The organism is Lysobacter solisilvae (assembly GCF_016613535.2).
Lineage (GTDB): Bacteria > Pseudomonadota > Gammaproteobacteria > Xanthomonadales > Xanthomonadaceae > Agrilutibacter > Agrilutibacter solisilvae.
The window spans coordinates 380,430-407,356 of the sequence record NZ_CP071518.1 but is presented as its reverse complement, the minus strand read 5'-3'; the positions used below and the strand labels follow the sequence as shown (position 1 = coordinate 407,356).

The following is a 26,927-nucleotide window of genomic DNA, read 5'->3' as shown; positions in this document are numbered from 1 at the left end:
GGTGAGGCCAACCCAGCCTACGTGGCTGATCGCCCGAGGCGCCGCTTGGTGAGGCCGATCCAACGCGGCTGACTCGCTCATCTTCGCCCGCGTTGCGGCCTCCCATCTCCCCCCGTACCCTTCAGCGGCGCGCTCAAGCACGCAGGGGAAAAGAATCCATGAACAAGAACCTGAACCGCTCGGCTTTCGGCCGGGTGCTGGCGCTGTTTGCGCTGTTGGCCGTCAGCCTGGCGGCCCATGCCAACCTCGATGTGGTCAAGCCCGGCAAGGTGCCCGCGCTGGAGCCCGACGAAGGGCTGGTGGTCGTCGTCGTGGACACCCACGTGTCGCTGGGCAAGGTGCGCCTGATGCGCAACGGCGAGGTCTTCGGCGCCGCCGAGATGTCCGAGCTTCCGCTCGGCCGCACCTTCCGGCTGTTCAAGGCCAAGGCCGGCAGCTACGCCTGGCACGATGCCACCGTCGGCTATTCCTTCTGGCGCCTGGGCGACGATGACGAGTTGAAGTTCAAGGTCGAGCCCGGCCGCATCAACTATGCCGGCGACCTCATGTTCCGTCCCGGCGCGTGGTATTCGAATGGCGCGCTGGCCAGCGCCAACATCACGCTGGCCAACCGCAGCCTGGCCGCCATCGACTGGCTCGAAGCCCAGCACCCCGCGCTGTACGTCCGCTTCGGCCTGGCCTATGGCGGCCACTATCCCGATCCCTTCCCCGATTTCTACAAGGCGCAGCGCGCGCTCCATCCGGCCGCGCGCGCGGCCAGCGAAGTCGCCTTCAAGGCGCCGCCGAAACCGCAGGCCGCGCTGCCCGTCGCGGTGAAACCGTTGTGGAAGGGGCCCAAGTTCCGTCGGGTGAGCCTGAACCCCGCCGGCGAGCTGATGGCGCTGGAAGTGCGGGAGGACGACGAGTGGCGCGTCGACCTGATCGACCTCACGCGCGGCTCCACGCGCGAACTGTTCAAGAGCGCGTTCCCCTTCACTTCGCTGCAGTGGTCGGGCGACCGCACCCTGCTGGTGTCGCTGGGCCGCGACCGGTTACTGCAGACGGTCTGGGCCGTGCACGTCAGCTTTGATGCGGCCGGGCGCATGCTGCTCGACCGCCTGAAGTTCCCCCGCGAGGGCGAGATCGTCGACGCGCTGCCGGACGATCCGGGCCACGTGTTGTTCTCGAGCATCTCCGGGCGCAACGAACTGATGGTCCACCGCGTGGACATCACCAGCGATGCGGCAATGAAGGCCCATTCGTTCGCCTTCAAGGACCGGCTCAACACCGGCGCGACGCGCGACCTGGAATGGGTGACCGACGGCGCGGGCAAGCTGCGGCTGGGCCGGATCTGGCGCAACGGCGAGGAATACTGGATCCACGGCCGCGATGGCGCCTACACCGACCTGATGAAGCTCTCCGGCGACCTCGGGTTCCAGCCGGTGGGCCTGTCCTTCGACGGCATGCGCATCTTCGCCATCACCGACACCGACCGCGGACAGCGCGACCTGGTGGTGTACGACATCGCCACCCGGCGCATCACCCAGACCGTGTTCACGCGGCCCGGCGTGGACGTGGACTCGGTCACCTTCGACGAGCGGCGCAATCCGGTCGCGGTGAGTTACCAGCAGCAGGGGCGCCAGGTCGTCGAGTCGATCGACCAGCCGGGCGACGTGCTCGGACAGTCGCTGCGCAAGGCCTTCCCGGGCCGCACCACGTATCTGGCCTCGCGCAGCCGCGACGGCAGCGCGGTCGCGGTCTGGTCCGAAGCCACCGACCAGCCGATGCAGCTGCACGTGATGTACCCGGCCACCGGCAAAATTCGGAAGATCGACGGCAACACGCCGTGGCTGGCGGGCGTGCGCTTCGCGCCCACGCAGCTGGTCAGCTTCCGCGCGAAGGACGGCACGCCGCTGGAGGCCTTCCTGACCCTGCCCGCCGGCACGGGCAAGCGTCCGCTGGTGGTGTTGCCTCACGGCGGCCCCATCGGCGTGGCGGACATGATCCGCTTCGACCCGGAAGTGCAGTTCATCGCCTCGCTGGGCTACGCCGTGCTGCAGGTGAACTTCCGCGGTTCGGACGCCTACGGCAAGGCGTTCCGCGAAGCGGGCCACAGCAACTACGGCACCGGCATCGAGGACGACCTCGACGCCGCCGTCGAGCACGTCCTCGCCCGCCACCCGCTGGACGCCTCGCGCATGTGCGTGGTCGGCTCCAGCTACGGCGGCTACTCGGGCCTGGTGGCCGCGGTGCGCTGGCCGGAACGCTTCCGCTGCGTGGTGTCCATCGCCGGCGTGAGCGACCGCCTGCTGTTCTTCACCGCCAGCGATTCGGGCGCGACGAAGGAAGGGCGCGCCGAGCTGGAGAAGGTGATGGGCAACCCGGCCACGCAACTGGCCAAGATGCAGGAGACCTCGCCCCTGTACCAGTACGAGAAGATCCAGGTGCCCGTCATGCTCGCCCACGGCGTCGAGGACCGGCGCGTCGACTTCGAGCACTCCCGCCGCCTGCTGCGCCTGCTCGACCTGGCGGGCAAAACCCCGGTGGGCCTGGAGTTCGCGAAGGAAGGGCACACGGGCTTCTCCGCCGACAACACCGAAGTGCTGTACACCGCAGTGGCGGGGTTCCTGGAGCAGTCGCTGGGGAGGACGGCGACTGCGACTGTGGATGCACAGCCGGGCCCTGCGACCGGTGTTGAAGGCGCGACTTCGCCGGGCACGGCGGATTGATCGTGCCGGGTGGCGCAGTGGCGTAGGCTGGGTTGGCTCCATCAACCCAGCCTCGCGTCCCACCTGATCCCCGCGAGGCGCTGGGTTGGTGAGGCCAACCCAGCCTACGTGGCTGCCTTGGCCCCTTCCCCCGCTTGCGGGGGTTGAGAGGACGCGCTTGCGGACCACTGGTCCGCGCGTCATCGAACGCCAGCAGGCTGGGCCTGCTGGCCGGGACGGTTGGGATGGGGGCCCACGATCGCCGCGAATCAGCCCCTTCCCCCGCTTCGCGGGGGAAGGTTGGGATGGGGGCAGACGATCGCCGCGAATCCGACCAAAGCCTTCCTCAGGGTTCTCGCTAAATCCCAAAGGAAAGTCCGGCTCACCTGCTTCCACAGCTGCGCCGCGCGTCCTCTCACCCCCCGCGAAGCGGGGGAGGGGCGTCACTCGCGACCTCCTGGTCCGCGTGATGACCTCAAGCTACGATGCATCGCTTCCCGGATGCGGCCTGTCGCCCGCCGGGTCCACCCACCGGGAGAAAAGGATGACTGTGATTCGATGGGTTGTACTGTTGTTGGCGGCTGTCTGTGGGGCGAGTGCCGCAGCCGAGTCCAGGCCGACCGACATCTGGCTGCTGGGCAGCATCGGGGTCGACGAGCAGGGCGGGGTGACGCAGCTGGAGTGGCGCGACGCACGCACGCCGCTGCATGGGTTGATCGCCGAACGCATCACGCCGCGGGTGAGGTCGTGGGAGTTCATTCCGGCTTCCATCGATGGAAAGCCCGCTCCCACGCAGACGGGGCTGGCCGTTCACCTGCAGGCGCAGGCGCGCGCGGACGGTTCCCTCGACCTGCGCTTCGTCAGCGCTAGGACCGGCCCGATGGGGCTGCAGACACCGCCGCCGGGCTATCCGGGCGATGCGGCACGGGGCGGCGTGAGTGCGACGGTGACCGTCGACGTGACCGTCGGTGCCGACGGCACGGGCAGCGTCAAGGACATGCGGTTCGACGGGCACCAGAGCAGAGCCAACGGCTACCGCAAGTCATTCTTCGCCACATCGACCCAGGCGCTGAAGACCTGGGTGTTCCAGCCGGAGATCGTCGGTGGACGGAGCGTGCCGACCATCGTCAGTGTTCCCATCGTCTTCTGCCTGAGCTCGGCCTGCACCGAGCGGGAGGTGCGGAAAGTGAGCGCTGTCACGCAGCAGGAAGATGCGCTTCCCTCCCATCTGTACATGGCCGACAGCAGCGAGGTCGCGCTGAAGACGAAGGTCCAGGGCACGGGTATCTGAAGCGCAACCAGACGTTGGCTGGGTTGGCTTTATCAACCCAGCCTCGCGCCCAACCCCATCGACGCGAGGCGCTGGGTTGGTGAAGCCAACCCAGCCTGCGTCTAGCTCCTTTCCGCCTCTTTCCTCGCGTGCGGCTTCCAGCGGCGGCAATTGATGACCCCTTAACGCACCCTGCGCCGACAATCGCGCACCCCCTCCCAGGAGCTCGCCATGTCCGGTGTCACGCCGATCCGTGATCCGAAGTCCGATGCGCTGCTGACGCCGGACAACGCGGTGATCACCTTCATCGACTACCAGCCCGAGCAGTACGCCGGGGTGGGCTCCATGCCGCAGGAGGAGCTGGTGGCCAACGTCACCCTGCTGGGGCACGTGGCCACTGCGTTCGGCCTGCCAGTGGTGCTGTCCACGGTGTACGTGCAGCACGGCATGGGCGCGACCAACCCCGAGTTGCGCGAGGCCTTGCCCGGCGTCGAGGAAATCGACCGCACTTCGATGAATTCCTGGGAAGACCCCGACTTCCGCGCGGCGGTCGAGGCGACCGGGCGGCGCAAGCTGATCATCGCCGGCCTGTGGACCGAGGTGTGCGTCGCCTTCCCGGCGCTCGATGCGCTGCGCGAAGGTTTTGAGGTCTATGTCGTCGCCGACGCCATCGGCGGCGTCAGCACGACGGCCCATGAGAGCGCGATGCGGCGCATGGTCCAGGCCGGTGTGGCCCCCATCACCGTGCTCTCGCTGGCCTGCGAACTGCAGCGCGACTGGGGCCGGCCCGAGGCCGACCGCCTGCGTCGCGTCATGCGCGAGTACTTTGCGGCGCACAGAGCGCTGCGAGCTTCGCGGTAGTGAAGGAACGTAGGCTGGGTTGGCTTTATCAACCCAGCATCGCGTTCGCCCCAATCGCCGCGGGCGCTGGGTTGGTGAGGCCAACCCAGCCTACGTGACTGCCAACAAAGGTGACGGAGGTAATTAGTTCCCCGCGCGAAATCAGCTCCTTCCCCCGCTTCGCGGGGGGTGAGAGGACGCGCTTGCGGACCACTGGTCCGCGCGTCATCGAACGCCAGCAGGCTGTGCCTGCTGGCCGGGACGGTTGGGATGGGGGCAGACGATCGCCGCGAATCCGACTAGAGCCTTCCTCAGAGTTCTCGCTGAACCTCAAAGGCAAATGCGGTTCACCTGCTTCCACAGTTGCGTCGCGACCTGCGCCCCAACCCCAACCCTCCCCCGCGAAGCGGGGAAGGGGGCTACGGCTGCGGCCTTGACCAGCTTCGCTATTGAAAGCCCCGGGCTACGTAATGGATGGGGACCGGGGCGCACGGCCGTTTCCTCGGAAGCTGACACCCTGTCGACGCGCGCGTGGGTAGGGTTCGCGGACCCTTGGCCACTCGAGCACTCGCCGATGTCCCCTACCAAGCTCCTGCCCCTCATCCTCGCATCCGCGGTGCTGGTCGCCTGCTCCGATCGCAGCCCTGCTGACGGCACACCCGCAGCGGACGCACCGCGCGCAGCGGACGCAACGACGCCGGCCGCACCCGAGCCCGCCCCCAGCGACACGGGCACCCAGGCGCCTCCCGCCACGCCGCCGGCCACGCCGGACACGGCGAAGCCGGAAGCCGACTACCTGGGTCGCTGGACCGGGGTCGAGGGCATGTACCTGGTCGTCGCATCCAAGCCGGGCGGTGGCGTCACGCTCGACATGCAGTGGGATCTCGACCACAAGGGCACGTTCGACGGCTCGGTCACCGCCGAAGGCCTGCGATTCATGCGCGAAGGCGTCGCGGAGACCGCCGTGCACACCGACGGCGACGCCACCGGCCTGAAGCATCTGGCCGGCAAGAAGGACTGCCTCACCGTCAAGACGGGCGAGGGCTATTGCCGGGATTGAGCGGGTACGAAGGGGACGCAGGTGTTGATTCCTCGTCCCCGCAACCCGAATCGCAGTGACGTAGCCGCGGTTAGGCGAAGCGAACCCGGAGCCCTTCGTGACGCGGCGAGCTTGACCAGCTTCGCTGTTGAAAGTCCCGGGTGCGGCCGGCGGCATTACCCGGGTTACCGGATAAATGCAGTCACGTAGCCCCTTTCACTTCTTCGCTTCGGCAAATGCCTCCGACGCCTTCAGGCGAGAGCTCAACCAACTGGCCAGTGTTACGAACAAGGCTGTGGTCAGAGCCGCCTCGGATGCGCTCGTGCACATTCCATAGATCCTTGTGCCCAGTACGGCATCTTTGATCCAGACGCTGACGAATTCTTCTGGTGTCCTGAGCCTTAGCTTCAGCGCCTGGGCAGGAGTTGCACTGACAACGGCCAGCCTCCAATCGAGAAGGGTCTGGGCGTATCCGCCGCCCATTCGATCCACACCCTCCAGAAGGCCGCACATCGAAAACGCGTTGTCTATCGGCACCGCGAATACGGGTCGCCGCTCGGCAAGCCTTGATTCGGAAACGACTGCGCCTGAAACGCTTGCAGCCGCCTGCACGATTCCCTGAAGCCTCCCAGTCCAGTCATCAGCGCTGACATCCTGCGCTGCGTTGGCATGGCGCGCCGACTCGCGCCGTATCGTCTCCTGAGCCTTCGAGCGCACGCCTCTCCAGAGCTCCTCGTGTCTGTCCGGGTCCTCTTCGATAATCTGCCTGAGCTTCCCTGGGAGTCCGACCGGTCCTCCGGCGGCCCGTAGCGATTCCAGGAATGCAGACCGGTAGCCATCGCCGGCCATGCGTTCACCACCTGGGAAGACATTCGAGCTGAGCGCCTCCTTTGCACGCTCGATGCGAAAGGTTTCGAAGTCATCCAACTCTTGCTGGGTGCAGGCAAGGCTTCGGTTCAGGCGTTGCACCTCATCGAAGGCACTGAAACCGGAGCGCCTCAGTTCCTCCTCGCAGTCCAGGATGTCGGACCCACACTGCAGGAGGGCCGCGGAGATTCTGCTGCGAGCAGCGCCGACGATGGCAACGGAACTCTTCATCGGCAGCCTGTACCGCAAAAACGCAGCGTCAAGAGCGGACCTTCGCCTTCAGGGCGCATCCCTAGCCCCTGCCCACCTTCAACCGCTCCATCACCACGTCCAGGTAATTCGGACCGACCGGCACCGTGGCGCCGTCGCGCAGGGTCAGCGTCGTGCTGCCGTTGGCGTGCCGCTGCACGCCGGAGACGAGGCTGGGGCGGACGAAGGCGGAGCGGTGCACGCGCATCAGTCCGGCCGGGTCCAGCGAGCGCTGCAGGGCGCTCATCGTCGCGCGGTGGATGTGGCTGCGCATGGCGGTGTGCAGCATCACGTAGTCGCGGGCGGCCTCGATCCAGTCGATGCTGTCGATGGGGACCCGCTGCGAGCCGTTGCGCACCTGCACCCAGATCGCATCGTCATAGCTGCCCGCATCGGGCGCGGCCGCCGGTTTTGCGGCCGCCTGCTGCAGCGTGCGACGGCGCTTGGCGCGTTCGATCGCCTGGCGCAGGCGGTCGAAGCGCACGGGCTTGAGCAGGTAGTCGGTGGCATCGACCTCGAAGGCGTCCGGCGCGAACTGCTCGAAGGCGGTGACGAACACGATCTCCGGGCGGTCGGCCAGCGCCAGGTCGGCGGCGACCGCCAGGCCGCTCTTCTCCGGCATCTGCACGTCGAGCATCACGAGGTCCGGCTTCAGCGCCGCGATCGCGTCGGTGGCTTCCTTGCCGTCGCGCGCAGTGCCGACCACCTCGACGTCGGGCAGCTGGTGGAACAAGGCGACCAGCCGGTCGATCGCCAGCGGCTCGTCATCCACCAGCAGCACGCGCAGGCGGCTCATCCGGCCTCCGCGCGCAACGTCGTGGGCTGCGTGGCCAGCGGCAGGCGCACGCTGGCGCGGAAGCCGTGCGGCAGCGGCTGCGCGCGCAGCGTGCCGCGCGCACCGTAGAGCACCTCCAGGCGCTGGCGCACGTTGGCCAGGCCCACGCCGGTGCCCGGGCGCACGTCGGCGACCTTGGCCGGGTCGCCATCGTCCTCGACGGTGATGACCAGGTCGTCGTGCTCGCGCGCCACCGTGATGCGCAGCGTCACCGTGTCGCGCGTGGGCGCCATCGCGTACTTCACCGCGTTCTCCACCAGCGGTTGCAGGATGAAGCCGGGCACCAGGCAGTCCTCGAGTTCGGGCGGACAGTCCAGCGCGACCCGCAGCCGTTCGCCGAAGCGCACCGCCTCGACGTCGAGGTAGGTCTCGATGGTGGCCAGTTCCTGCCCGATGGTCACCGTGCCCTGCGGATCGGTGACCAGCGTCTGGCGCAGGAAGGCCGACAGCTTGGCGAGCAGCGCCTCGGCCTGTTCGTTGCGGTGGGTGACCACCAGCGAGGACGCGGCGTTGAGCGCGTTGAACAGCAGGTGCGGATTGAGCTGGTACCGCAGCGCCGCCAGGCGCGCGGCACTCGCCGCCGCCTCGGCCTTCGCCGCCAGTGCGCGCGCTTCGATCTCGGCCGCGCGCGCATCGGCCAGTTCGCGTTCGCGTTCGCGCACGGTGCGGTTGACCTGGATGACCACCAGGATCGCGGCGATCAGGCCGTAGAGCCAGAAGTAGCCGACGATGTTGTTGAGCGTCTTGGCGACCAGCGCGAACGGATCGTCGCCCGGCGCCAGCCGCAGCCACCACGAGGCCAGGAAATCCGCGACGCCCAGCACCACGGCGGCGGCGGCTACGGCCAGGAACATCGCCACCAGCTTGGTCGCGATCGCACGCTGCCGCACGCGCACGGCGGCCAGATGGACCAGCGTGGTCAGCGCGATGCCGACCACGTACAGCACGGCGACGTGCTCGAGGAAGCGAGCCGGCAGCGCGCCCGCGCCGAGCCAGGTGGGCAGGACGAACAGCCCGCACGACAAGGTCCACACGCTGAAGCCCAGCCAGGCTGCCTGCCGCGTATCCGCGCTGAACCTTGCCATCGCCACCCCTCGTTCCGACGCACGCCACCTTAGCGAAACGCAGCCGCCCGGGCCCGGATTTCGTCCCGCCGTTCCGGGCTTTGGTCGACGCCTGCCGGCCTGGTCGACGGGCGGCGGGATCCCGTCGAAATGCGCTCGCGAAGCGCCGCGGGCGTTCCTAGCATCCTCTCATCGGCACAGCCGTGTCGCCATCCGAACCACCCGAGGACACGATCGATGATGCGCATTCTGCTCCTGGCCGCGGCAACGGCCCTCCTGCCCCAGGCCGCCTGCCCGGCAACGCCCGGCGACGCCGACCGCGTCGCGCTCACCCGGCTCGCCGCCGACCTCGACGCGGTCTGGGATGCCGGCGATCCCGCCGCGGTCTCGGCCCTCTACGCCGTCGACGGCAGCCTGCGCATGGACGGCCGCCCGGTCGTGCAGGGCCGCGACGCCGTGCAGCGCTACTTCGTCGAAACGATGGGCCGTCGGCCCGCCGGGGCGCGGCACGTCACGCACGTGGAGCACATCGACATGCTCACGCCGGACCTGGCGCTGGTCGACACGCGGGTGAGCATCGAGCGCGACGATGCGCAGGGCCGCCGGGACGTGCTGGCCGAATTCCACAACCAGACGTTGTCGTCGCGCCAGGCCGAGGGCTGGCGCTTCCGCGCGGTGCGCGCGCAGCGGGTGGCGAATCCGATGCCGGCATCGCAGCCGCAGGGAGCCGCACGATGAACCGGAAGACGCTGATCGCCGGCCTGCTGGGCGGGCTGACCCTGTGCGCCGCGGAAGTGGCCTGCGCCGACGCGGCGTTCCTGCCCGGCCTCTACGAGGTGCGCGTGAGCTATCCCAGCGAAGGCGCCGGCGTGGAGACGACACGCGAATGCCTGACGGCGGCCGAGGCCAGGCAGGAATCGCTGGAGTGGCGCCTGGCCGAAGTGGTCGAGGACACGAGCTGCAAGTTCACCCAGCGCAGCATCGCCGGCGGGCGCTTCGCCATTGCCGGGACCTGCAACAACCAGGGTTTCCGCTCGACGCTGAAGCAAAGCGGCACGTACTCGCCGACCACCATGACGATGGACATGAGCATGACGATGCAGCCCATGCCGGGGGCGGAGCCGGTCGCGATGCGGATGGTGATGTCCAGCCGCCGCGTCGCCGCGAACTGCCCGGCCGGCAGCGACAAGGATTGAACCGAAACGGGTCGCGCGCCGATGCCGTTCCGGCCGACTCGGCAGCTCGCCCATCTTCCACCCTGACTTGCCAGGAGCATCACCATGCGCCGCCCGATCATGTGCACGCTTGCACTCGCCGTTTGCCTGCTGCTGTCCGGTTGTAACCAGGTGGAGCTGGCGGGCCTGTATCTGGCCAACAACGGCACGCCCGTCAGGTTGGCGAAGCCGCTGCCCCTGACCTTGCCCTACAGGGACGTCGACGGCTGGGTGCTGTTGCCGGCGCGCGTCAACGGCCGCGCCTCGGTCGACTTCGTGCTCGACACCGGCGCCTCGGTCGTGGCGCTGATCGCCGACCAGCGCACCGCGCCGCTGCAACTGGACATGGGCGGCGTGCACCGCCTGGGCGCGAGCGACAACCTCGCCGCGCCCGTCGGCGCCCGGCAGGACGGCCTGACGATCGACTTTGGAGGCCTGGCGCTGGAAGACCAGACGGCGCTGGCCATCCCGGCCGACACGCTGGACTGCACGGGCGGGCAGAAGGCCGTCGCGCCGTTCAACGGTGTGATCGGCCACGACCTGTTCCGGCGCTTCACCGTCGAGGTCAATCGCGACCGCGGCACCGTCACGCTCCATGATCCGGCGACGTTCCACTACACCGGCCGCGGCCGGATCGTGCCGGCGAAGATCGAGGGCCGCCAGCCTTTCGTCGAAGCGACCGTGGCCTCGTCGACGGACGCCGTCTATCGCGCACGCCTGCACGTCGACAGCGGCGCGGGTATCGACCTGACGCTGTTTCCCGGCTCGAGCCCGGCCATCAAGGCGCCCTCCGGCGCACGCCCGCGCGAGGCCTGCTTCGTCGGCGGCCGCGCGACCTACGCGGTCGGCGCGCCCATCGACCTCGGCCTGGCCGGCGCCACCACCACCACGCCGGTGGAATACGCGACCGGCCGCGAGGTCATCGCCTCCGGGCAGAACGGCCGCATCGGGGCGCGGTTCCTTGCGCGGTTCAATGTGGTGTTCGATTACGCGCGCGAACGCATCATCCTGGAGCCGCGAATCGGCTCCTTCCCCCGCTCTGCGGGGGGTGAGAGAACGCGTTTGCGGACCACTGGTCCGCGCGTCATCGAACGCCAGCAGGCTGTGCCTGCTGACCGGGACGGTTGGGATGGGGGCTGACGATCGCCGCGTCGCTGATAGCCCCTTCCCCCGCTCCGCGGGGGAAGGTTGGGATGGGGGCAGCCGATCGCGGCGAATCAGCCCCTTCCCCCGCTTGCGGGGGAAGGTTGGGATGGGGGCAGCCGATCGCGGCGAATCAGCCCCTTCCCCCGCTTGCGGGGGAAGGTTGGGATGGGGGCAGCCGATCGCCGCGTCACTCAACCCACGCCTGGCGCTGTTTGTTGTCGCAGACGCGCCGATGGAAATCGGCAAGCCCTGCCTTGTCCCCCGGGCACGCCTCCTTGTTGGCGACCAGGTGGCGGGTCAAGACCCGCCCTATGCGCCAATCCACCTTGACCGCGTCTGGCGCCTCGCGCCCCCATTCAGCCCAACGTGCCTTCCTGCACATGCGCCTGAGCCCCATCCGGGCACGATCCCCGCTTCATCGGTGATCCGAGCAAGCCCATGTCCCTCCAGCGCAACGTCCTTTTCCTCGCCCTGGCCTGCAGCCTCGCCGCGTGCACGCCTTCCACCGACACCGCCACCGCACCGCAGAAGCCGGCGCAGGCGGCGCCCGCCGCGCCCATCTCCGGCGTCGACCTGGCCGGCCTCGACAAGTCGGTGAAGACTGGCGACGACTTCGACGCCTATGCCAACGGCGGCTGGCGCAAGGCCGCGGAAATTCCCGACGACCGCTCCAGCATCGGCACCGGCTTCGAAGTGCAGAAGAAGGCCGAGCAGCGCAATGCCGAGCTGATCAAGTCACTGGCCGCCAGCAACGCCGCCGCCGGCAGCGAGGCGCGCAAGATCGCCGACTTCTACGCGGCCTACCTGGACGAGGCCGGCATCGAGGCGCGCGGCCTGGCGCCGCTGAAGCCGGAACTGGCGAAGATCGACGCGATCGCGACGCCGGCCGATCTCGCCCGCGTGCTCGGCGAGGGGCTGCGCGCCGACGTCGATCCGCTCAACGCCACCAACTACCACACCGCCAACCTGTTCGGCCTGTTCGTCGCGCAGGGGCTGCAGGACCCCGAGCACAACGTGGCCACGCTGATGCAGGGCGGGCTGGCCATGCCCGATCGCGAGTACTACCTGTCCGGCGACAAGGAAATGACGGACACGCGGGCGAAGTACCTCGAGTACGTGACCGCGATGCTCAGCCTGGCCGGCGTGACCGACGCGGAGGCCAAGGCCAAGGGCATCGTCGCGCTGGAGACGAAAATCGCCCAGGCACACGCCCCGATCGTCGACACGCAGGACGTGCACAAGGCCAACAATCCGTGGGCGATGGCCGACTTCGCCCGCAAGGCGCCGGGACTGGACTGGAACACCTATTTCAATGCCGCCGGGCTCGGCGCGCAGTCGACCGTCGTCGCCTGGCAGCCGGCGGCGATCACCCGCATGTCGGCGCTGGTGCGCAGCCAGCCGTTGCAGCTGTGGAAGGACTACCTGACCTTCCACGCACTGGACCACAGCGCGGGCCTGCTGCCCAAGGCCTACGCGGACCTGAGCTTCGGCTTCTACGGCACGACGCTGCAGGGCACGCCCAAGCAGAAGGAACGCTGGAAGCGCGCACTGGATGCGACCAACAACGCCCTGGGCGATGCCGTGGGCAAGCTCTACGCCGAGAAGTATTTCCCGGCCTCGTCCAAGGCGCAGGTCGAGGACATGGTCAAGAACATCCTGGCCGCCTTCGGTGAGCGCGTCGACACGCTGGAGTGGATGACCGCCGAAACCAAGGCCAAGGCCAAGGCCAAGGCGCAGACGATGCGCGTGAGCGTGGGGTATCCGGACAGGTGGCGCGACTACTCCGCGCTGGACATCCGCGCCGACGATCCGCTCGGCAACCGCCTGCGCGCGGAGGAGCACGAGTACCGGCACCAGCTCGCCAAGCTGGGCCAGCCGGTGGACCGCGGCGAATGGTGGATGACGCCGCAGACGGTGAACGCGGTGAACCTGCCGCTGCAGAACGCGATGAACTTCCCGGCGGCCATTCTTGAAGCGCCGTACTTCGATCCCAAGGCCGACGCCGCCGCCAACTACGGTTCGATCGGCGCGATCATCGGGCACGAGATCAGCCACGGCTTCGACGACGTCGGTGCGGAGTTCGACGCGCAGGGCCGCCTGGAGAACTGGTGGACGCCGGAAGATGCCAGGCACTTCAAGGACGCCACCGCGAAACTCGCCGCGCAGTACAGCGCCTATGAACCACTGCCCGGGCTGCACATCAACGGCGAGCAGACCCTGGGCGAGAACATCGCCGACGTCTCCGGCCTTACCATCGCCTACCTGGCCTACCAGAAGTCGCTGGGCGGCAAGCCCGCGCCGGTGATCGACGGACTCACCGGCGACCAGCGCTTCTTCCTCGCCTACGCGCAGTCGTGGCGTTCGAAGATGCGCGACGCCGCACTGCGCCAGCGCGTGCTCACCGACGGCCACGCACCGGGCCGCTGGCGCGCGCAGACCGTGCGCAACATCGACGCCTGGTACGACGCCTGGGGCGCGAAGCCGGGCGAGCAGCTGTACCTGTGGCGCCGGCGGATCGGGTGAAGATCTGGTAAGCCGAACAATGGGCCGAGCGGAATGAATTCCACGCTGGTCCCGCACGATGGGCTGGGTTGATGGAGCCAACCCAGCCTACGGTGTGCATGGCGGGACTCCGTAGCGACGTAGGCTGGGTTGGCTCCACCAACCCAGCGTTCGGAGCCACGCCACATCAAGCCCTCGGCTGACCCGCCAGGCCGGCCTCGCCCTACGGCGCTCATCACATCGCCCGACCACGCTGTCGGGCATGCGCACCTATCTGCGGACGCGGGCCCCAGGTGGCCTCTATTTCTTCACGCTGGTCCTGGCCAACCGTTGCGATGACCCGTTCCTCATACGTCGGATCGAGACGCTGAGGCACGCGTTCCGAAAAACTCGCGCCGAGCGTCCCTTCACGGTCGAGGCCATCGTGGTGTTGCCCGACCACCTTCACTGCCTGTGGCGCTTGCCTGAAGGCGACGCCGACTACGCCACCCGTTGGCGGTTGATCAAGTCGAGGGTCTCGCGGGCGATAGCCCCCCGCCGAAGCCCGGTCGGAGAGCCGGAGGCGCAAGGGCGAGCGCGGCATCTGGCAGCGGCGGTACTGGGAGCATTTGATTCGGGATGCGGAAGATTTCCGGAGCCACCTTGACTACATCCACTTCAATCCCGTGAAGCATGGGTATGTGCAGGCGGCGGGGCAGTGGCGGCACTCGTCATTTCAGCATTGGGTGGCCCGTGGCATGTACCCGGCAGAGTGGGGGCGGGCGGATACGCAGGGGCTGGGTTGATGGAGCTAACCCAGCCTACGACTTCCCGCTGAACGCCAGAAGCGAAGTCGCTGGATACGCTCTTCTCCCAACGGCATCGCGACCTGTCCCCCACCCCAACCCTCCCCCGCCAAGCGGGGGAGGGGGCTCAGTCGGTCGCGATCCGCCCCGGCATCCCCGTGGCCGCCGTATCCATGCGCCGGCGTTGGCTTATGAGAGAGCGGGCCTGTGCACGCGCGTCGTCCGTGCCCGAAAGGGCCGGCGACACCCTGGCAGTCCCCCGTCGGTTCACCTCCCCACCTCGACCGTGCCGGCCATGTCGGCGAGGCCATGGGGATTCCCACTGTCGAGGAAGGATCGCCATGACCACCACCGGAACTGCCGCCCGCGCCCTCAGGTTTTTCCTGCCCTGCCTGCTGCTCATGTCCGGGCTGGCCCTGGCGTCGGACCGGGACGACGATGCCCGGGCCAAGGTGCGCGAACAGTCGCAGCAGGTCCTGGAGCGCCTCTACGCCGCCAAGCCGTCCGCGCGCAAGGTCATCGCCAATTCGAAGGGCTACGCGACCTTCAGTCGCTGGGGCCTGAAGATCGGGCCGCTCGGCGGCGGCCTGGGCAGGGGACTGATGGTCGCCAAGCCCTCCGGCCAGCAGACCTTCATGCGCTTCGTCGAAGGCTCGGCCGGGTTCGGGTTCGGCATCAAGAAGTTCGACCTGATCTTCGTCTTCCAGACCCAGCAGGCGATGGCCGACTTCACCAAGGGCTGGGAAGCCGGCGGCCAGGCGACGGCGTCGGCCAAGGCCAAGGCCGGCGGCAAGGCCATCGATGGCGCGGTGTCGGTCGCGCCGGGGGTGTGGGTCTACCAGAACACCGAGAAGGGACTGGCCGCCGAACTGGGGATCAAGGGCACGAAGTACTACAAGGACAAGGATCTGAACTGAGTGCGCGCGCGCCGCGCCGCGCCACGTGCAACAAGCACCCGCGACAGACCTTGAACGCGCCGCAGCGCGCTGCGAACTCCAGCGCGCCGCGCCACGAGCAACACGCACCCGCGACAGACCTTGAACGCGCCGCAGCGCGCTGCGAACTCCAGCGCGCCGCCGCCAACCTCAGCCGCTACCGCTTCGGCGCACTCAACACGCGCCCACGCCCATACCCGCCGCGCACCTCGCCCTTCATCCAGTCACCGAGCAGCTGCAGGTACCCATCGGTGATGCGCGTCGAACGGCGGCTGCCATCGGGCTGCACCGCGTACTCGAACATGCCGTGGTCGGTGCCGGGGAACAGGTAGACATCGATCGGCTTGCCCGCGTCGGCCAGGCGCGACAGCACGCGGCGCGAATTCTCGATCGGCGCTTCCTGGTCGTCCTCGGCGAGCACCCACAGCAGCGGCTGCTCGAGGCGCTGCAGCACCGCGGCGGCGTCGTAGTCCCAGATCAGTTCGAGATTGTCGAAGCGGGCGCGGCCGACCCGGCGCAGTTCCGCGTCGCTGCTGCGCAGCATGTCGCCGCTGTACTCGCCGCGCACGGCCTGCGTCCATGGCTTGTCCTGCAGCTCGGTGCGCAGTTGCGCCAGGGCCTGGTAGCCTTCGCTGAAGTGGGACGTCACCAGTTTCGACGTCGCCCGGGAGAGCCGGTCGATGTCGGCGACGGCGTCGGCCGGCCAGCCGCTCGCGCTGGCTTCGCTGAGCATCTGCTCGCGGTCCTCGTCGATGGGCGAGACCACCAGCCCGAAGCCGACCGCCACGAAATCCGCCTTCGAGCGCGTCGCGGCCAGCGGGGCGACCCAGCCGCCCTGGCTGCCGCCGTAGTAACCGGCGCGGCCGAAGCGGCCCGCCGCCAGGGTGCGCGCGTGGTCCAGCGCGGCGGCGGCGTCGTCGGCCAGCAGCTCGAAGTTCTGGGTGTACTCGCCTTCGGATTCGCCGGTGCCGCGCTTGTCGTAAGCGAAGACCCGGATGCCCTGCGCCGCCAGCGCGTAGGCGTAGGCCGATCGCGTGGACGGCGTGCGTTCGGAACCGTGGACCATGACCACCAGCGGCGCCTTTGCCGTGGCGGATGCGGGTTCGATCAGGCGGCCGGCGAGCTGCGCGCCGTGGCTGGAGAACGTGCTGTCGGTTTCCAGCAGCGCCAGCCGGGGCCAGGCCTGCGCGCGCGCGCCCTCGCCGCCGACGAGCGCGGTGTCCTGCTCGCAGCGGACCAGCGCCTGCGCGTCGGTCGTGCTGCCGCGGCGCCCGTCGCGGAACAGGTAGCGCTGCGCGGGCGGCGGCAGGGAGGCGGGCGAGGTCACGACCACGAAGTCGCCATCGCCCGGTCCGTAGACGCCTACCGGGCAAGTGGCGGCGGAGACGTTTGACGCCCACGACAGACCGAGGGTGAGAACGGCGGTGCAAAGACTTCCTGCAGAAGCATCGCGCATGGGGGCTGTGGCCTGTCTACGGTGGGATGAGCGGAGATGGGTGGGGAGCGGGGGGATTCAAGGTGGTGGGGGGTGGCGAGAGGGGCGCGATGCGCTGCGGGTGTAGTGGCTTCGTGGATGGAGGGGCGGCGGGGGGTTCGCTGTGGTTGGGGAATTTCGCAGCGCGCGGCGGCGCGTTCAAGCCAATTGCAGTTGGCGGTTGCACCTGCCGCGGCCGCGCCGGCATTTGCACCTTGCGCGCCGTTGTCCTGACCGCGACCGCGTCCGTGCCACGCTGTCCGTCATGGCCCGCAACCCCCGACAACCCGGCGGATCGACGTTGCCCGACGATGAGACGCCCCTGCGCAGCGACGGGCGCGGCTTCGTCTACGTGGCTGCGTGCAGCGGCCCCGAGGACATCCTCAAGGTCGGCCTCACCCACGACCCGATCGCGCGCTGGTCGGCGTTCCATCGCCGCTGGTTCGAGGCCTTTGACCTGGACCAGAGCCTGCTGATCCAGACCGAGCTGCGTCGTGACGCCCAGGCGATGGAAACCGCGCTGCACCGCCTGCTGCGCGAGCACAACTGTCCCGCGCCGCTGACCATGCGCGACCAGTTCGGCGGCCGCACCGAATGGTACCGGGGCGCCTACGACACGGTGCTCGCGTTCGCCCGGGAGGCCGCGCAGCAGGGCCACGTGGTGCATCTGCCGGCGCGCCGCTGGATCGGCCCGGGCATGCGCGCCCGGACCGACCGGCTGGCCTCGCTGCTGGACCACGCATTGCGCAGCCTCGCCGACGGTGTGCTGACCTCGGCGGAACGGGAGGCGCTGCAAGACCTGGTCGACGCGCACTGCGTGTTCGACGAGGAAGTGGCGGTGAGATTCGAGAGGGAGTTGGCGGAGTTGCGGGGGTGGGTAGCTGAGGCGCGGGTGCGACGATTGCTCCCGCTTGCGGCGATCTGCTGCTTCCCCCGCTTGCGGGTGCTCAGCCCCTTCCCCCGCTTCGCGGGGGAAGGTTGGGATGGGGGCCGCAGATCGCCGCGCACAGGACGAAGCTCTTGGATGTCAGCACCAGAGCAAAGATCAGTGGATTCACTCTGCTTGCAGAGATGCGCCGCGACCTGTCCCCCACCCCAACCCTCCCCCGCGAAGCGGGGGAGGGAGCCGAACACCCGCGAAGCGGGGGAGGGAAGATCAACCCAAACCGCCCAGCGCCACCGCCATCTCGTCGCGCCAGCGTCGATGGCGGGCGTGCAACGCCGGATTGGTCCGCGGTTCGAAGCGCTGTTCCGGCAGCGCGGCCCAGTCGGCGGGCCGGCCCGCGAGCAGGAACGCACTGCCGCGCGCCGACGCTTCGCATTGCGCGGGCCGGTGCAGCGGCAGGCCGCTGATGTCGCTGACGGTCTGGCAGAAGCGGTCCGAGTGCGACAGGCCGCCGCTGACCAGCACGTGCGTGCAGGGCGGGCCGATCTCCCGCAACAGACTCAGATTGCGCTGGACCAGGAACGCGATGCTCTCGGCCACCGCGACGCGCTGCTGCGCCGCCGTGGCCGCGCCGATGAAGCGCGAGGGGAACTGCGCCTGCCAGTGCGGGGAACCCAGGCCGCCGATGCCGTTGAGGAACACGGTGTCGCCCGGGTCCGGCCATTCGGCCTCCAGCGCGGCGGTGACATCGTCCACGCCCTGCTGCTGCGCCAGCCAGGCCAGCGCCGCGCCGGCGCCGTTGACGGTGCCCTCGGCGACGTACTGCGGCGCGTCGCTCCAGTGGATCACGCTGCGCAGCAGGCGCGAGCCGGCGGGCAGCTGCGCGGCCAGGCGGTAGGCGAAGGCGCCGGTGCCGACGTTGAGATACACCACATCCTCGCGCGGCTGCCCGAAGGCGAACGCGGCCGTCGACTGGTCGCCGCTGAGCAGGCGCAGGGGCAGGCGGTGCGAGGGCTGATCTTTCGATCGCTCGTCCCTCAACGGCGAGCCCTCCAGCGGCAGCACCAGATCGCCGAAGGCCGCATCGCTGCGCACGACCGAGGGCAGCCACTGCGGATCGATGGCGAAGCGTTCGAGCATCCCGCGATGCCAGGCGCCGCTGGCCAGGTCGAACAGCAAGGTGCGCGAGGCGTTGGCCGGGTCGACCACGCAGGGGCGCTGCTCGAGCAGGCGGAAGGCGAGGAAGGCCGCCAGCGGGCCGATGGCGAGGCGGCCGTCCGCGGCCGCGCGCCGCACCGCGTCGAAGTGATCCAGGCACCAGCGGATCTTGCTGAGGCCGAAATGCGCATTCGGATACAGCCCGGTGCTGGCGCGGATCGCCTCGGGATCCAGCGCCTGCGCGGCGAGCCACTGCGCGGCGCGCGTGTCCTGCCAGCTCAGGATGGGCGACAAGGCCATTCCGGTCTCGCGGTCCCAGCAGACCATGCTGGAGCGCTGGCAGCTCAGGCCGCAGGATTCCACGCGCGCGCGCTGCGCCGTGTCCAGCTGGCCCAGGGCCGATGCCGCGACCTGCCGCAGCGAGTCGACGACCTCGTCCGGATCCTGCTCCACCCAGCCCGGATGCGGCCGGCGATCGGCGACCGCCACGCGCGCGCAGGCCTGCTCGCGGCCTTCGCCATCGAACACCAGCGCGCGACTGGCGCTGCCGCCCTGATCCAAAGCCAGTGACCATCGGCGCCGATCCATGGGGCCATGGTGCACGCATCGGCGCGAGGTGCAACACGATTCCGCAATGACGCTGCGATCCACGGATGCACCGCGACCGGCCGCCGCGAACGGTTTAGGATGCGGCGCAACTCCATGGAGGCCGCGAACGTGTCCGACGGATCGACCTGCCAGCCCTTGTCCTCGACACGCCGCGTCTCGGCGTTCACCGCGGCCCTCGCCGCCGTTACGGTCCTGGCGTCGTGCGCGCCGACCGCGCAGTCGACGCGCCCGGTGGGCTCCGCCCGTCCCGTCCACGAGCCCGTCATCGAGATCGACGACGTCGCCCGCTTCTACCGGCTCTACGACGCCACGGCAGGCCAACCCACCGCGGAACAACTGCAGCAGTACATCGACGGCGGCTCGCCCGGCCTGCGCGTGTTCGCCGAGCAGCGCCGGACCACCGGCGTGCGGATCGCCGAAGCGATCGCGAAGACGCCCGCCACCTTCGCGCAGGCCCGGCGCTGCGCGGACGCCTTGCCGCGCGTGCGCGAACGCCTGGGCGATGCGATGGCCGAGCTGGGCCGCCTGTATCCCGCGGCGCGGTTTCCGCCGGTGACCATCGCGGTGGGGCGCGGCAGGCCGGTCGGCATCGGCAGCCCCGTCACCGGCGTGCAGATCGGCCTGGAGGCGCTGTGCGCGACGGACTTCCTCAATCCCGATGTGGAAGACCGCTTCGTGCACGTGATCGCGCACGAATTCGTCCACGTGCAGCAGGCCACGGAGATGACCGACGCGAAGAACCCCACGGTCCTGGAGGCTTCGCTGATGGAAGGTTCGGCCGAGTTCGCGACCGAACTGATCTCCGGCAGCGTGGCGTACGCGTACCTGCCGGCGCTGGTCGCCGGACGCGAGGCGCAGATCGAAACCAGGTTTGTCGCCGACCAGGCCAAGACCGACCTGTCGGACTGGATCGGCAACAGCACGCCCGAACAGCCGGGCGAGCTGGGCTACTGGGTGGGCTACCGCATCGCCAAGGCGTACTACCAGCGTGCGCCCGACAAGCGCGAGGCGTTGCGCGAGATCCTCCAGATGCGCGACGCGCCGGCATTTCTCGCTGCGAGCGGGTGGCATCCGCGCAAGGTGAAGCCCAAATCCACGCAGACATCGAACGCGCCGCCGCGCGCGACGCACGGCGAAGAACCCAAGAACCCATAGGGCGGGTCTCGACCCGCCTTGACGACGCGGCGGACTCTCGGAGTTGGGCCGCGGCGGAAGGCGCGGCGGGTCGAGACCCGCCCTATCAGTCATCGGAACCGCGCCAGGGGAAATGGAAACCCCGCGCAGACCGCGAACGCGCAGCCGCGCGCGACGCACGGCGAACAACTCGGATTGCCAGCAGATTCCTTAGCCCCGAAGCGTCCCGCGCAACTGGGTTCACCACCACTTAACCCGCGCAGCGCTATTGCGCTCGCGAATGCCATCGACGGAGGTGCCCCATGCGCACGCCATTCTTCGGGCTCGGCCTCTTCCTCGCTGCATCGCTGGCCTGCGCCGCGGGCGTGGAGAACAAGTGGCGCCTGCAGTTCAGCGGCAACGCCGAATCCGACGGCCGCATCGTCCTCCAGCTGGCGCCGTCCGAGGGCGAGCCGTTGACCGCCACCGTGGCCGTCACCAAGGGACGGAGCGAGAACGGCGTCGCCCGCGACGTGCGCGACGCGCTGCGGGCGCAGGTCGGCAAGCGTTACCACGTGGAAGTCGACGACGGCGAGGATGTGCTGGTGAAGAAGCACAGCGGCGAACGCGACTTCATCGTCACGGTCGTGGAGAACAGCGTCGAGGGCGTGCGCATGTCGGCCGATGCCGAGTGAGGGGCGCCGGCACCGCGTCGAGGCATCGCGCAGGGGAGGGAGCGTGCGGGCGTTGAGAACGTGCCGTGCGGTGACCGTGGCCCTGGTCGTGGCCACGACCGCGGGCTGCGCGTCGATGCGCCCGTCCGCGTGCCTGCCGGGCCAGCACGGGGCCGTGCAGGAACTGCTCTACTTCGGGGCCGACAAGCCGGCGGGACAGGTCACGCCGCAGGACTGGACGGACTTCCTGGCCGACACCGTGACACCGCGCTTTCCGGCGGGCCTGACCACCTGGCAGGCGTCCGGGCAATGGCGGTCGGACGCGGGAAGCCTGGTCCGCGAGCCCTCGTACGTGCTCAGCCTGGTCCATCCGCCGGGGGCGGGAAGCGAAACGGCCATCGGGGAGATCGTCGATGCCTACAAGAGGCGGTTCCAGCAGGAAGCGGTGCTTCGGGTCCGGTCGCCGGCCTGCATGAGCCTGTAGTCCGCGGGCGCCCGATCGCTGGGCGCGCGCAATCAGCGTCTTTTCATTCATCCACTCGTTCCGCGCCTTCGACCCGCGTCATTCAACCCGCATCGTTCCCGTCCCGTTTCCGAGTCGCGCGAACGTTGGGCGACGCAGCGGGGCTTTCCCAAGCGGCGATGGGCGGGCAATCTCGCATCCCCCGACGCCCAGGAATTCCCATGACCCGGATCCTCTACACCGGCACGCGCAACGCATCGAGCTGGGCCTTCCGCGCCTGGCTGGCGCTGAAGGAAGCCGGTGTCGAATTCGACGAGAAAGTCGTGGACATCCGCCGCCCGCAGCGGCTGGACAACCTGGCGCGGATCCAGCGCTTCTCCCCGCCCGGAGCGGTGCCGGTGCTGGTTGACGGCGACGCGGTGATCTTCGATTCGCTGGCGATCATGGAATACGCCAACGACCTGGCCGGCGGCGCGCTGTGGCCGACGCAGGCGCGACCGCGCGCCCAGGCGCGCGCGCTGCTGGCCTGGCAGCACGCGGGCCTGTCAGGCCTGTGTGCGCGTCTGTCGTTCGAGAGCGCGTTCTACCCGGACCGCGGCGCGATGACGCAAGCCGAGTACGCCGAAGCCGCGCGCATCTTCGAGGCCTGGGAGCAGGCGCTGGCCCGCAGCGGTGGCCCATGGCTCGCCGGCGCGCTGTCGCTGGCCGACCTCGGCTTCGTACCGACCGTCGTGCGCCTGCTCGCGCACGCGCCCGACCTGACGCAGTGGCCGCGCACCGCGCACTGGACGCAGGCGCTGCTGGCGCGCGGACACGTGCGCGAATGGATGGACCAGGCGCGCTCGCTGCCGCCGGTGCGGCTGGACGATTACTGATTCAGGGTGGGCCCCGCCGGCGCCGCAGACGCGGCCCGTGGCGCCGTGTTTCCATTCCCGGGCCTTCATCCGGAGCCGCACATGAATCTCTCCCGCGCCCGCGGCGTCCTGCTGGCACTGGCCTGGCTGCCCGCACTCGCCAGCGCCGCCGCGCCTGGCCTGCTCTGCCCGCACGCGGACGAAGCGATCGACGCCGCGGCCGCGAAAACGATGCAGCAGGGCAGCCCGGGGATGCTGGTGGGCATTTATCGCCGTGGCCAGCCGGACTACGTGCGTGGCTACGGTCTGGCCAACCTGGAGCATCGCGTCCCGATGAGGCCGCAGGCGGTGTTCAACCTGGCCTCGGTGACCAAGCAGTTCACCGCCGCGGCGGTGTTGCTGATGGTCCAGGACGGCAAGCTGCGGCTGGACGACCGGCTGGACCGGTACGTCCCGACGCTGCCGCAGGCCAGCCGGGTGACGATCCGGCAGTTGCTGCTGCAGACCAGCGGCCTGCCGGACTATGCCGAGGATCCGGCCGAGGCCACCAGCGGCGCGGTCGCGCGCACGCCCGACGAGATGGTGCAGTGGATCGCGGGGCTCCAGCCTTCCTTGGCCTTCGAACCCGGCAGCGCCTGGCGTTACAGCAACAGCAACTACGTGCTGCTGGGCAAGGTGGTGGAGCAGGTCAGCGGCGAACCGCTGCAGGCGGTGTTCGCCCGGCGCCTGTTCGCGCCCGCGGGCATGACCGACACCGCCTTCGACGATCCCACGCAGGTGGTTCCCGGGCGCACGCAGGGGTATCGCCGGGACAAGCAGGCCCCCGGCGGATTCGCCAATGCGCGCTGGCTCAGTCCCACGGTGCCGGGTGCGGCCGGCGGCCTGCGCACGACGCTCGCCGACCTGGCGCGCTGGACGCAGGCGCTGCACGGTGGACGCATCCTGCACGAAGAGCTGTTGCGCACGATGACTTCGCCCGGCCACCTCGACGACGGCCGCACGACGAAACTCGGCATGCCGCAGGCGTGGCAGGAGGGCTTGGACGCGGACTACGGAATGGGGGTGTTCATCAACGCCTCGCCGTTCGGGCACCGCATCTGGCATTCCGGCGACATGCCCGGGTTCTCGACCTGGCTCGCGTACTACCCCCTCACCGGCGTCACCATCGCACTGGCGATCAACAGCGAGTCGGCCGACCTGCCCCGCGACGAGATCGAGCGGCTGGCCTTCGCGTGCGTCGGCGTGCGCGAGTAGCGGGCGCGACCTCCACGGCCGCGCCCGCCCTTCAGGCGCGCGCGGCCAGGCCTTGCCGCCAGGCCGTCACCAGCAACGCCAGCGCCATCGGTATCGAGGCCGCGTGCCAGGCCAGCGTCGTCTGCGACGCCACCAGCGTGTTGAGCACCAGCGCGCCCTGCACGCTGATGTAGCCGGCGGCGAGCATGCTCAGCTCGAACGGGCGGGCGTTGCGGAACAGCGCGCCCAGTGCCAGTCCCCATAGTGCCAGCGAGGCGCCGGCGACGGCCGTGGCCGCGGCGGCGACCGGGTCCTGCATGGACAGGCGCAGCAGCGCGGGCAGGGTGACCAGCCAGGCCAGTCCGATCGCCATCACCACGCGGGTGACCAGCAGCGTGGTGCGCATGCCCGGCGCGGTGAACACCAGGGCCGCGGTGCGGGTGTCGTGTTCGCGCAGGACCAGCCGCGAGAACACGTCCAGCGACAGCATCCAGGCGACCAGGATGGCGATGGCCAGGCCTTCCCTGGGCGCGGCCAGCTGCACGATGGAGACGATCGCCATCGCCAGCCACCACCACCAGCGCCGCGAGCGCAGCACCAGCCGCAGTTCCGACGCCAGCAGGGCGCCGCGGCTGCCGTGCTGCAGCGGCCGCAGCAGCCAGTCCAGCCAGCGCAGGGACGCGCCGCGATAGGTCCGCACCGCGCTGGTGCGCGAGGCGAAGCGGTCGAGCAGGGGCGTGGCGAGCAGCAGCACCAGGAAGGCGCCGCCGAACCAGAAGGCGCGACCCACCAGCATCTCGCCGCTGACCTGCCAGCGCGGCCAGTCGACCAGCGTCGGGCGGCGGCCTTCCAGTTCAAGCTTGCCGATGCTCAGTCCGGGCGTTTCCATGTTCGCGGCGTCGCCGCCGGGCTCGGCGCGGCTGCCCGGTTCTGGTTTCTCCGCGCTCGCCTTGGCCTTCGCCTTCGCCTTCGCCTCTGCGGCGGCACGCACGCGCATTTCCTCGGCCAGCACCGCGCTGGCCGCGGGCCAGCGGTGGCTCATGTCGTATTCGACGTCCACCAGGCCGTGCAGGTCGCCGGGGAAGGGCGGCGTCGCATCCGGCGTGCGGTTGGCCTGAGAAGTGCCCACGCTCACGAGGGCGAAGAACACGAAGAAGAACACGACGTTGCCCGCGCTGCGCCGCAGCCACGGCACCAGGTCGAACCACACCGCGAGCGTGGCCGTGACCGCCAGCGCGGGCATGGTGATCAGGACCACCGGCTTGAGCAGTTCCAGCAGGTCGATGTGGCGGTCTTCGCCGCGCACCACCTGCAGCGCCAGGGCGAAGACCAGCCCGACCAGCAACACGCCGGCGAACACCGCCAGGTGGCTGAGCCATTTCGCGATCAGGTAGGCGCGGCGGCTCATCGTGGTGGTGACCAGCAGTTGCCAGGCGCGCGTGTCGATGTCGCGCGTGAGGGTGCCGCGGACCAGGTAGAAGCCGGCGAGCGAGAGCAGCGGGCTGTACACCAGGGCCACGGCCATGCCGACCCACGCGCTCGAATAACGCCCGCGCACGCTGTCGCCGATCACCACCGTCATGTAGTCGGCATCGGCCGGCGGCAGGCACCACCACATGAAGGCGCCCAGCGAGAACATGACCAGCCAGTAACGCGGCGAGCGCAGGCGCTGGAGCAGGTCGGCGCGCAGGATCGCGCCTGTCGCGCGCAGCAGGTTCATGCGTCGGCTCCGGTGCGATGCAGCAGCCACAGGTACGCGTCCTCGAGGTCGGGCGCGACCGCGGTGGCGTCGGCCGAGGGCGCGCGCTCGCCGACCACGCGCACTTCCACGCCATGCGCGCGTCGCTGCGCACGGCTGACGCGGAACTGCGCGCGGACGTCGGCCAGGCGTTCGGCCGGGACCGTCCAGTCCCAGACATGGCCCTGCGCCGTCGCGATCAGCACCTCGGGCGTGCCGTGGAAGCGCAGCTGTCCGCCGGCCATGATCGCCAGTTCGCCGGCGCTGGCTTCGATGTCGGACACGATGTGGGTCGACAGGATCACCAGCCGCTGCCCCGCCAGCTCGGCCAGCAGGTGGCGGAAGCGCAGCCGTTCTTCCGGATCCAGGCCGACCGTGGGTTCGTCGACGATCAGCAGGCTCGGGTCGTTCAGCAGCGCCTGCGCGATGCCCACGCGCTGGCGCATGCCGCCGGAGTAGTCGCCCAGCCGGCGATCGGCGACGTCATGCAGGCCGACCATCTCCAGGCATTCCTCGACGCGTCCGGCCACGGCCCGCGCGGGCAGGCTCTTGACGGCCGCCAGGAAGGCCAGGAATTCGCGGGCGGACAGGGCTTCATAGACGCCGAAGTCCTGCGGCAGGTAGCCCAGCTCGGCGCGCAGGGCGTCGGGGCGGCGGGCGATGTCCTCGCCCCGCCAGAGCACCCGGCCGGCGGTGGCGCGGGCCAGCGTGGACAGCACGCGCATCAGCGTGGACTTGCCGGCGCCATTGGGGCCCAGCAGCCCCACGATGCCGGGGCCCAGCCGCAGCCCCACGTCCGTCACGGCCTGGTGGCCGCCCCGGTAGCGGTAACCCACTGATTCCAATGCCAGTTCGACCATGTCCTTCGTCCCTGCTAGGGTGATTGTCTTGGTAGTGTAGTGAAGTAACACACCAAAGAACACGGGACTTGCGGCAGGGGGGCGGCCCGGCCAACGGGCAGCCGGGTGGGCCGGGGCGGGGATCGCGGCATTGGACGCTTGGTGGGGGGCGGCGGACGCGACCTCATTCGTGCAGCCGTCCGGAGAGTGGGGCAGTGTGAGGAATCCCTGGACGGCCATCGGGCGGTAGCTGGCACGTCCGATTCCACGCCCCTGCGCCCCTCACCGTCGATTTGCGCCCCAAAACGGGCCGGAAGCTGCGCAACCCGGGCTACGGTCGAGCCACCCGCCCCGTTCATTTTTCACGTTCACCTGCGCGGCCTGAACGAGAAACGCCGCATTTCCTTCGACTGCGTCTCGCTTTGGGACCGCCCACGGGCCCGACGGCCAGAA

The 26,927-nt window shown here is 69.6% G+C and carries 20 protein-coding genes and 3 pseudogenes; 16 read left to right on the top strand and 7 right to left on the bottom strand.

Translation table 11 applies throughout. The annotated features are described in order from the left end of the window. Positions 1 to 158 precede the first annotated feature (158 nt). The 4 genes from I8J32_RS01825 to I8J32_RS01810 all read left to right on the top strand — a co-directional run bounded on the left by I8J32_RS01825 (position 159) and on the right by I8J32_RS01810 (position 5,857). Positions 159 to 2,708, top strand: a complete 2,550-nt coding sequence (locus I8J32_RS01825) for an alpha/beta hydrolase family protein (RefSeq protein WP_200615548.1) — start codon at positions 159 to 161, stop codon at positions 2,706 to 2,708. A 448-nt stretch (positions 2,709 to 3,156) separates the two neighbouring features. Further along, positions 3,157 to 3,978 (top strand): energy transducer TonB, encoded by an 822-nt coding sequence (locus I8J32_RS01820; protein ID WP_200615549.1) that lies wholly within the window; start codon positions 3,157 to 3,159, stop codon positions 3,976 to 3,978. Between the two features lie 210 nt (positions 3,979 to 4,188). Further along, the gene (locus I8J32_RS01815) at positions 4,189 to 4,818 is read left to right on the top strand and encodes a hydrolase (RefSeq protein ID WP_200615550.1); all 630 of its coding nucleotides are present in this window, start codon (positions 4,189 to 4,191) and stop codon (positions 4,816 to 4,818) included. Between the two features lie 553 nt (positions 4,819 to 5,371). Continuing rightward, on the top strand, positions 5,372 to 5,857 hold the full coding sequence (locus I8J32_RS01810) for a hypothetical protein (protein WP_200615551.1): 486 nt from the start codon (positions 5,372 to 5,374) through the stop codon (positions 5,855 to 5,857). Between the two features lie 195 nt (positions 5,858 to 6,052). On the opposite strand, the gene I8J32_RS01805 is transcribed toward I8J32_RS01810, so the two are convergent. From I8J32_RS01805 to I8J32_RS01795, 3 genes are all read right to left on the bottom strand, one after another. Continuing rightward, complete coding sequence (locus I8J32_RS01805; RefSeq protein ID WP_200615552.1) at positions 6,053 to 6,934, bottom strand: hypothetical protein; 882 nt, start codon at positions 6,932 to 6,934, stop codon at positions 6,053 to 6,055. 61 nt (positions 6,935 to 6,995) lie between these two features. Then, complete coding sequence (locus tag I8J32_RS01800; protein ID WP_200615553.1) at positions 6,996 to 7,748, bottom strand: LytR/AlgR family response regulator transcription factor; 753 nt, start codon at positions 7,746 to 7,748, stop codon at positions 6,996 to 6,998. Beyond that, a complete protein-coding gene (locus I8J32_RS01795) occupies positions 7,745 to 8,872 on the bottom strand; it encodes a sensor histidine kinase (protein WP_200615554.1) in 1,128 nt (375 codons plus the stop codon). The genes I8J32_RS01800 and I8J32_RS01795 overlap by 4 nt, the downstream gene beginning before the upstream one ends. A 219-nt stretch (positions 8,873 to 9,091) precedes the next feature. Here I8J32_RS01795 and I8J32_RS01790 point away from each other — a divergent pair, with 219 nt between their 5' ends. The 6 genes and pseudogenes from I8J32_RS01790 (at position 9,092) to I8J32_RS01765 (ending at position 15,415) form a co-directional block, all read left to right on the top strand. Beyond that, entirely contained in the window at positions 9,092 to 9,589 is a 498-nt protein-coding gene (locus tag I8J32_RS01790) for a YybH family protein (RefSeq protein WP_200615555.1), read from the top strand. Then, positions 9,586 to 10,047 carry a DUF3617 domain-containing protein gene (locus I8J32_RS01785; RefSeq protein WP_200615556.1) on the top strand — a complete coding sequence of 154 codons (462 nt, stop codon included), beginning with the start codon at positions 9,586 to 9,588 and terminating at the stop codon, positions 10,045 to 10,047. Before I8J32_RS01790 ends, I8J32_RS01785 begins: the two co-directional genes overlap by 4 nt. A gap of 84 nt (positions 10,048 to 10,131) precedes the next feature. After that, complete coding sequence (locus I8J32_RS01780) at positions 10,132 to 11,205, top strand: aspartyl protease family protein (RefSeq protein WP_200615557.1); 1,074 nt, start codon at positions 10,132 to 10,134, stop codon at positions 11,203 to 11,205. A gap of 444 nt (positions 11,206 to 11,649) precedes the next feature. Further along, positions 11,650 to 13,745, top strand: a pseudogene (locus tag I8J32_RS01775) (M13 family metallopeptidase). Between the two features lie 230 nt (positions 13,746 to 13,975). Continuing rightward, a pseudogene (locus tag I8J32_RS01770) lies at positions 13,976 to 14,498 on the top strand (REP-associated tyrosine transposase). Between the two features lie 341 nt (positions 14,499 to 14,839). Further along, on the top strand, positions 14,840 to 15,415 hold the full coding sequence (locus I8J32_RS01765; protein WP_200615560.1) for a lipid-binding SYLF domain-containing protein: 576 nt from the start codon (positions 14,840 to 14,842) through the stop codon (positions 15,413 to 15,415). 175 nt (positions 15,416 to 15,590) lie between these two features. Here the strand turns inward: I8J32_RS01765 and I8J32_RS01760 are convergent, their stop codons facing one another. Then, the gene (locus I8J32_RS01760; RefSeq protein ID WP_245156387.1) at positions 15,591 to 16,760 is read right to left on the bottom strand and encodes an alpha/beta hydrolase family protein; all 1,170 of its coding nucleotides are present in this window, start codon (positions 16,758 to 16,760) and stop codon (positions 15,591 to 15,593) included. A gap of 412 nt (positions 16,761 to 17,172) precedes the next feature. On the opposite strand from I8J32_RS01760, the pseudogene I8J32_RS18010 reads away from it, so the two are divergent. Further along, positions 17,173 to 17,484 (top strand): annotated as a pseudogene (locus I8J32_RS18010) (GIY-YIG nuclease family protein); the annotation flags it as partial. A 579-nt stretch (positions 17,485 to 18,063) separates the two neighbouring features. Here the strand turns inward: I8J32_RS18010 and I8J32_RS01750 are convergent. Next, a complete protein-coding gene (locus I8J32_RS01750) occupies positions 18,064 to 19,539 on the bottom strand; it encodes an FGGY family carbohydrate kinase (protein WP_200615562.1) in 1,476 nt (491 codons plus the stop codon). Between the two features lie 99 nt (positions 19,540 to 19,638). On the opposite strand from I8J32_RS01750, the gene I8J32_RS01745 reads away from it, so the two are divergent. From I8J32_RS01745 to I8J32_RS01725, 5 genes are all read left to right on the top strand, one after another. Continuing rightward, a complete protein-coding gene (locus I8J32_RS01745; protein WP_200615563.1) occupies positions 19,639 to 20,715 on the top strand; it encodes a DUF2268 domain-containing putative Zn-dependent protease in 1,077 nt (358 codons plus the stop codon). 281 nt (positions 20,716 to 20,996) lie between these two features. Next, complete coding sequence (locus I8J32_RS01740) at positions 20,997 to 21,368, top strand: hypothetical protein (RefSeq protein ID WP_207526729.1); 372 nt, start codon at positions 20,997 to 20,999, stop codon at positions 21,366 to 21,368. 70 nt (positions 21,369 to 21,438) lie between these two features. Beyond that, a complete protein-coding gene (locus I8J32_RS01735; protein WP_200615565.1) occupies positions 21,439 to 21,831 on the top strand; it encodes a DUF3574 domain-containing protein in 393 nt (130 codons plus the stop codon). A 200-nt stretch (positions 21,832 to 22,031) separates the two neighbouring features. Beyond that, entirely contained in the window at positions 22,032 to 22,685 is a 654-nt protein-coding gene (locus I8J32_RS01730; protein ID WP_200615566.1) for a glutathione S-transferase family protein, read from the top strand. 81 nt (positions 22,686 to 22,766) lie between these two features. Next, complete coding sequence (locus I8J32_RS01725) at positions 22,767 to 23,918, top strand: serine hydrolase domain-containing protein (RefSeq protein ID WP_200615567.1); 1,152 nt, start codon at positions 22,767 to 22,769, stop codon at positions 23,916 to 23,918. A gap of 31 nt (positions 23,919 to 23,949) precedes the next feature. Here I8J32_RS01725 and I8J32_RS01720 read toward each other — a convergent pair whose 3' ends face one another. Both I8J32_RS01720 and I8J32_RS01715 read right to left on the bottom strand, forming a co-directional pair. Beyond that, positions 23,950 to 25,617, bottom strand: a complete 1,668-nt coding sequence (locus I8J32_RS01720; RefSeq protein WP_200615568.1) for an ABC transporter permease — start codon at positions 25,615 to 25,617, stop codon at positions 23,950 to 23,952. Then, entirely contained in the window at positions 25,614 to 26,495 is an 882-nt protein-coding gene (locus I8J32_RS01715; RefSeq protein ID WP_200615569.1) for an ABC transporter ATP-binding protein, read from the bottom strand. Before I8J32_RS01715 ends, I8J32_RS01720 begins: the two co-directional genes overlap by 4 nt. Positions 26,496 to 26,927: the final 432 nt, after the last annotated feature.

Coding starts and splice junctions, on each gene's coding strand:
- I8J32_RS01825 (WP_200615548.1), top strand. CDS start 159: ATGAACAAGAACCTGAACCGCTCGGCTTTCGGCCGGGTGCTGGCGCTG.
- I8J32_RS01820 (WP_200615549.1), top strand. CDS start 3,157: ATGACCTCAAGCTACGATGCATCGCTTCCCGGATGCGGCCTGTCGCCC.
- I8J32_RS01815 (WP_200615550.1), top strand. CDS start 4,189: ATGTCCGGTGTCACGCCGATCCGTGATCCGAAGTCCGATGCGCTGCTG.
- I8J32_RS01810 (WP_200615551.1), top strand. CDS start 5,372: ATGTCCCCTACCAAGCTCCTGCCCCTCATCCTCGCATCCGCGGTGCTG.
- I8J32_RS01805 (WP_200615552.1), bottom strand. CDS start 6,934: ATGAAGAGTTCCGTTGCCATCGTCGGCGCTGCTCGCAGCAGAATCTCC.
- I8J32_RS01800 (WP_200615553.1), bottom strand. CDS start 7,748: ATGAGCCGCCTGCGCGTGCTGCTGGTGGATGACGAGCCGCTGGCGATC.
- I8J32_RS01795 (WP_200615554.1), bottom strand. CDS start 8,872: ATGGCAAGGTTCAGCGCGGATACGCGGCAGGCAGCCTGGCTGGGCTTC.
- I8J32_RS01790 (WP_200615555.1), top strand. CDS start 9,092: ATGCGCATTCTGCTCCTGGCCGCGGCAACGGCCCTCCTGCCCCAGGCC.
- I8J32_RS01785 (WP_200615556.1), top strand. CDS start 9,586: ATGAACCGGAAGACGCTGATCGCCGGCCTGCTGGGCGGGCTGACCCTG.
- I8J32_RS01780 (WP_200615557.1), top strand. CDS start 10,132: ATGCGCCGCCCGATCATGTGCACGCTTGCACTCGCCGTTTGCCTGCTG.
- I8J32_RS01765 (WP_200615560.1), top strand. CDS start 14,840: ATGACCACCACCGGAACTGCCGCCCGCGCCCTCAGGTTTTTCCTGCCC.
- I8J32_RS01750 (WP_200615562.1), bottom strand. CDS start 19,539: ATGGATCGGCGCCGATGGTCACTGGCTTTGGATCAGGGCGGCAGCGCC.
- I8J32_RS01745 (WP_200615563.1), top strand. CDS start 19,639: ATGCGGCGCAACTCCATGGAGGCCGCGAACGTGTCCGACGGATCGACC.
- I8J32_RS01740 (WP_207526729.1), top strand. CDS start 20,997: ATGCGCACGCCATTCTTCGGGCTCGGCCTCTTCCTCGCTGCATCGCTG.
- I8J32_RS01730 (WP_200615566.1), top strand. CDS start 22,032: ATGACCCGGATCCTCTACACCGGCACGCGCAACGCATCGAGCTGGGCC.
- I8J32_RS01725 (WP_200615567.1), top strand. CDS start 22,767: ATGAATCTCTCCCGCGCCCGCGGCGTCCTGCTGGCACTGGCCTGGCTG.
- I8J32_RS01720 (WP_200615568.1), bottom strand. CDS start 25,617: ATGAACCTGCTGCGCGCGACAGGCGCGATCCTGCGCGCCGACCTGCTC.
- I8J32_RS01715 (WP_200615569.1), bottom strand. CDS start 26,495: ATGGTCGAACTGGCATTGGAATCAGTGGGTTACCGCTACCGGGGCGGC.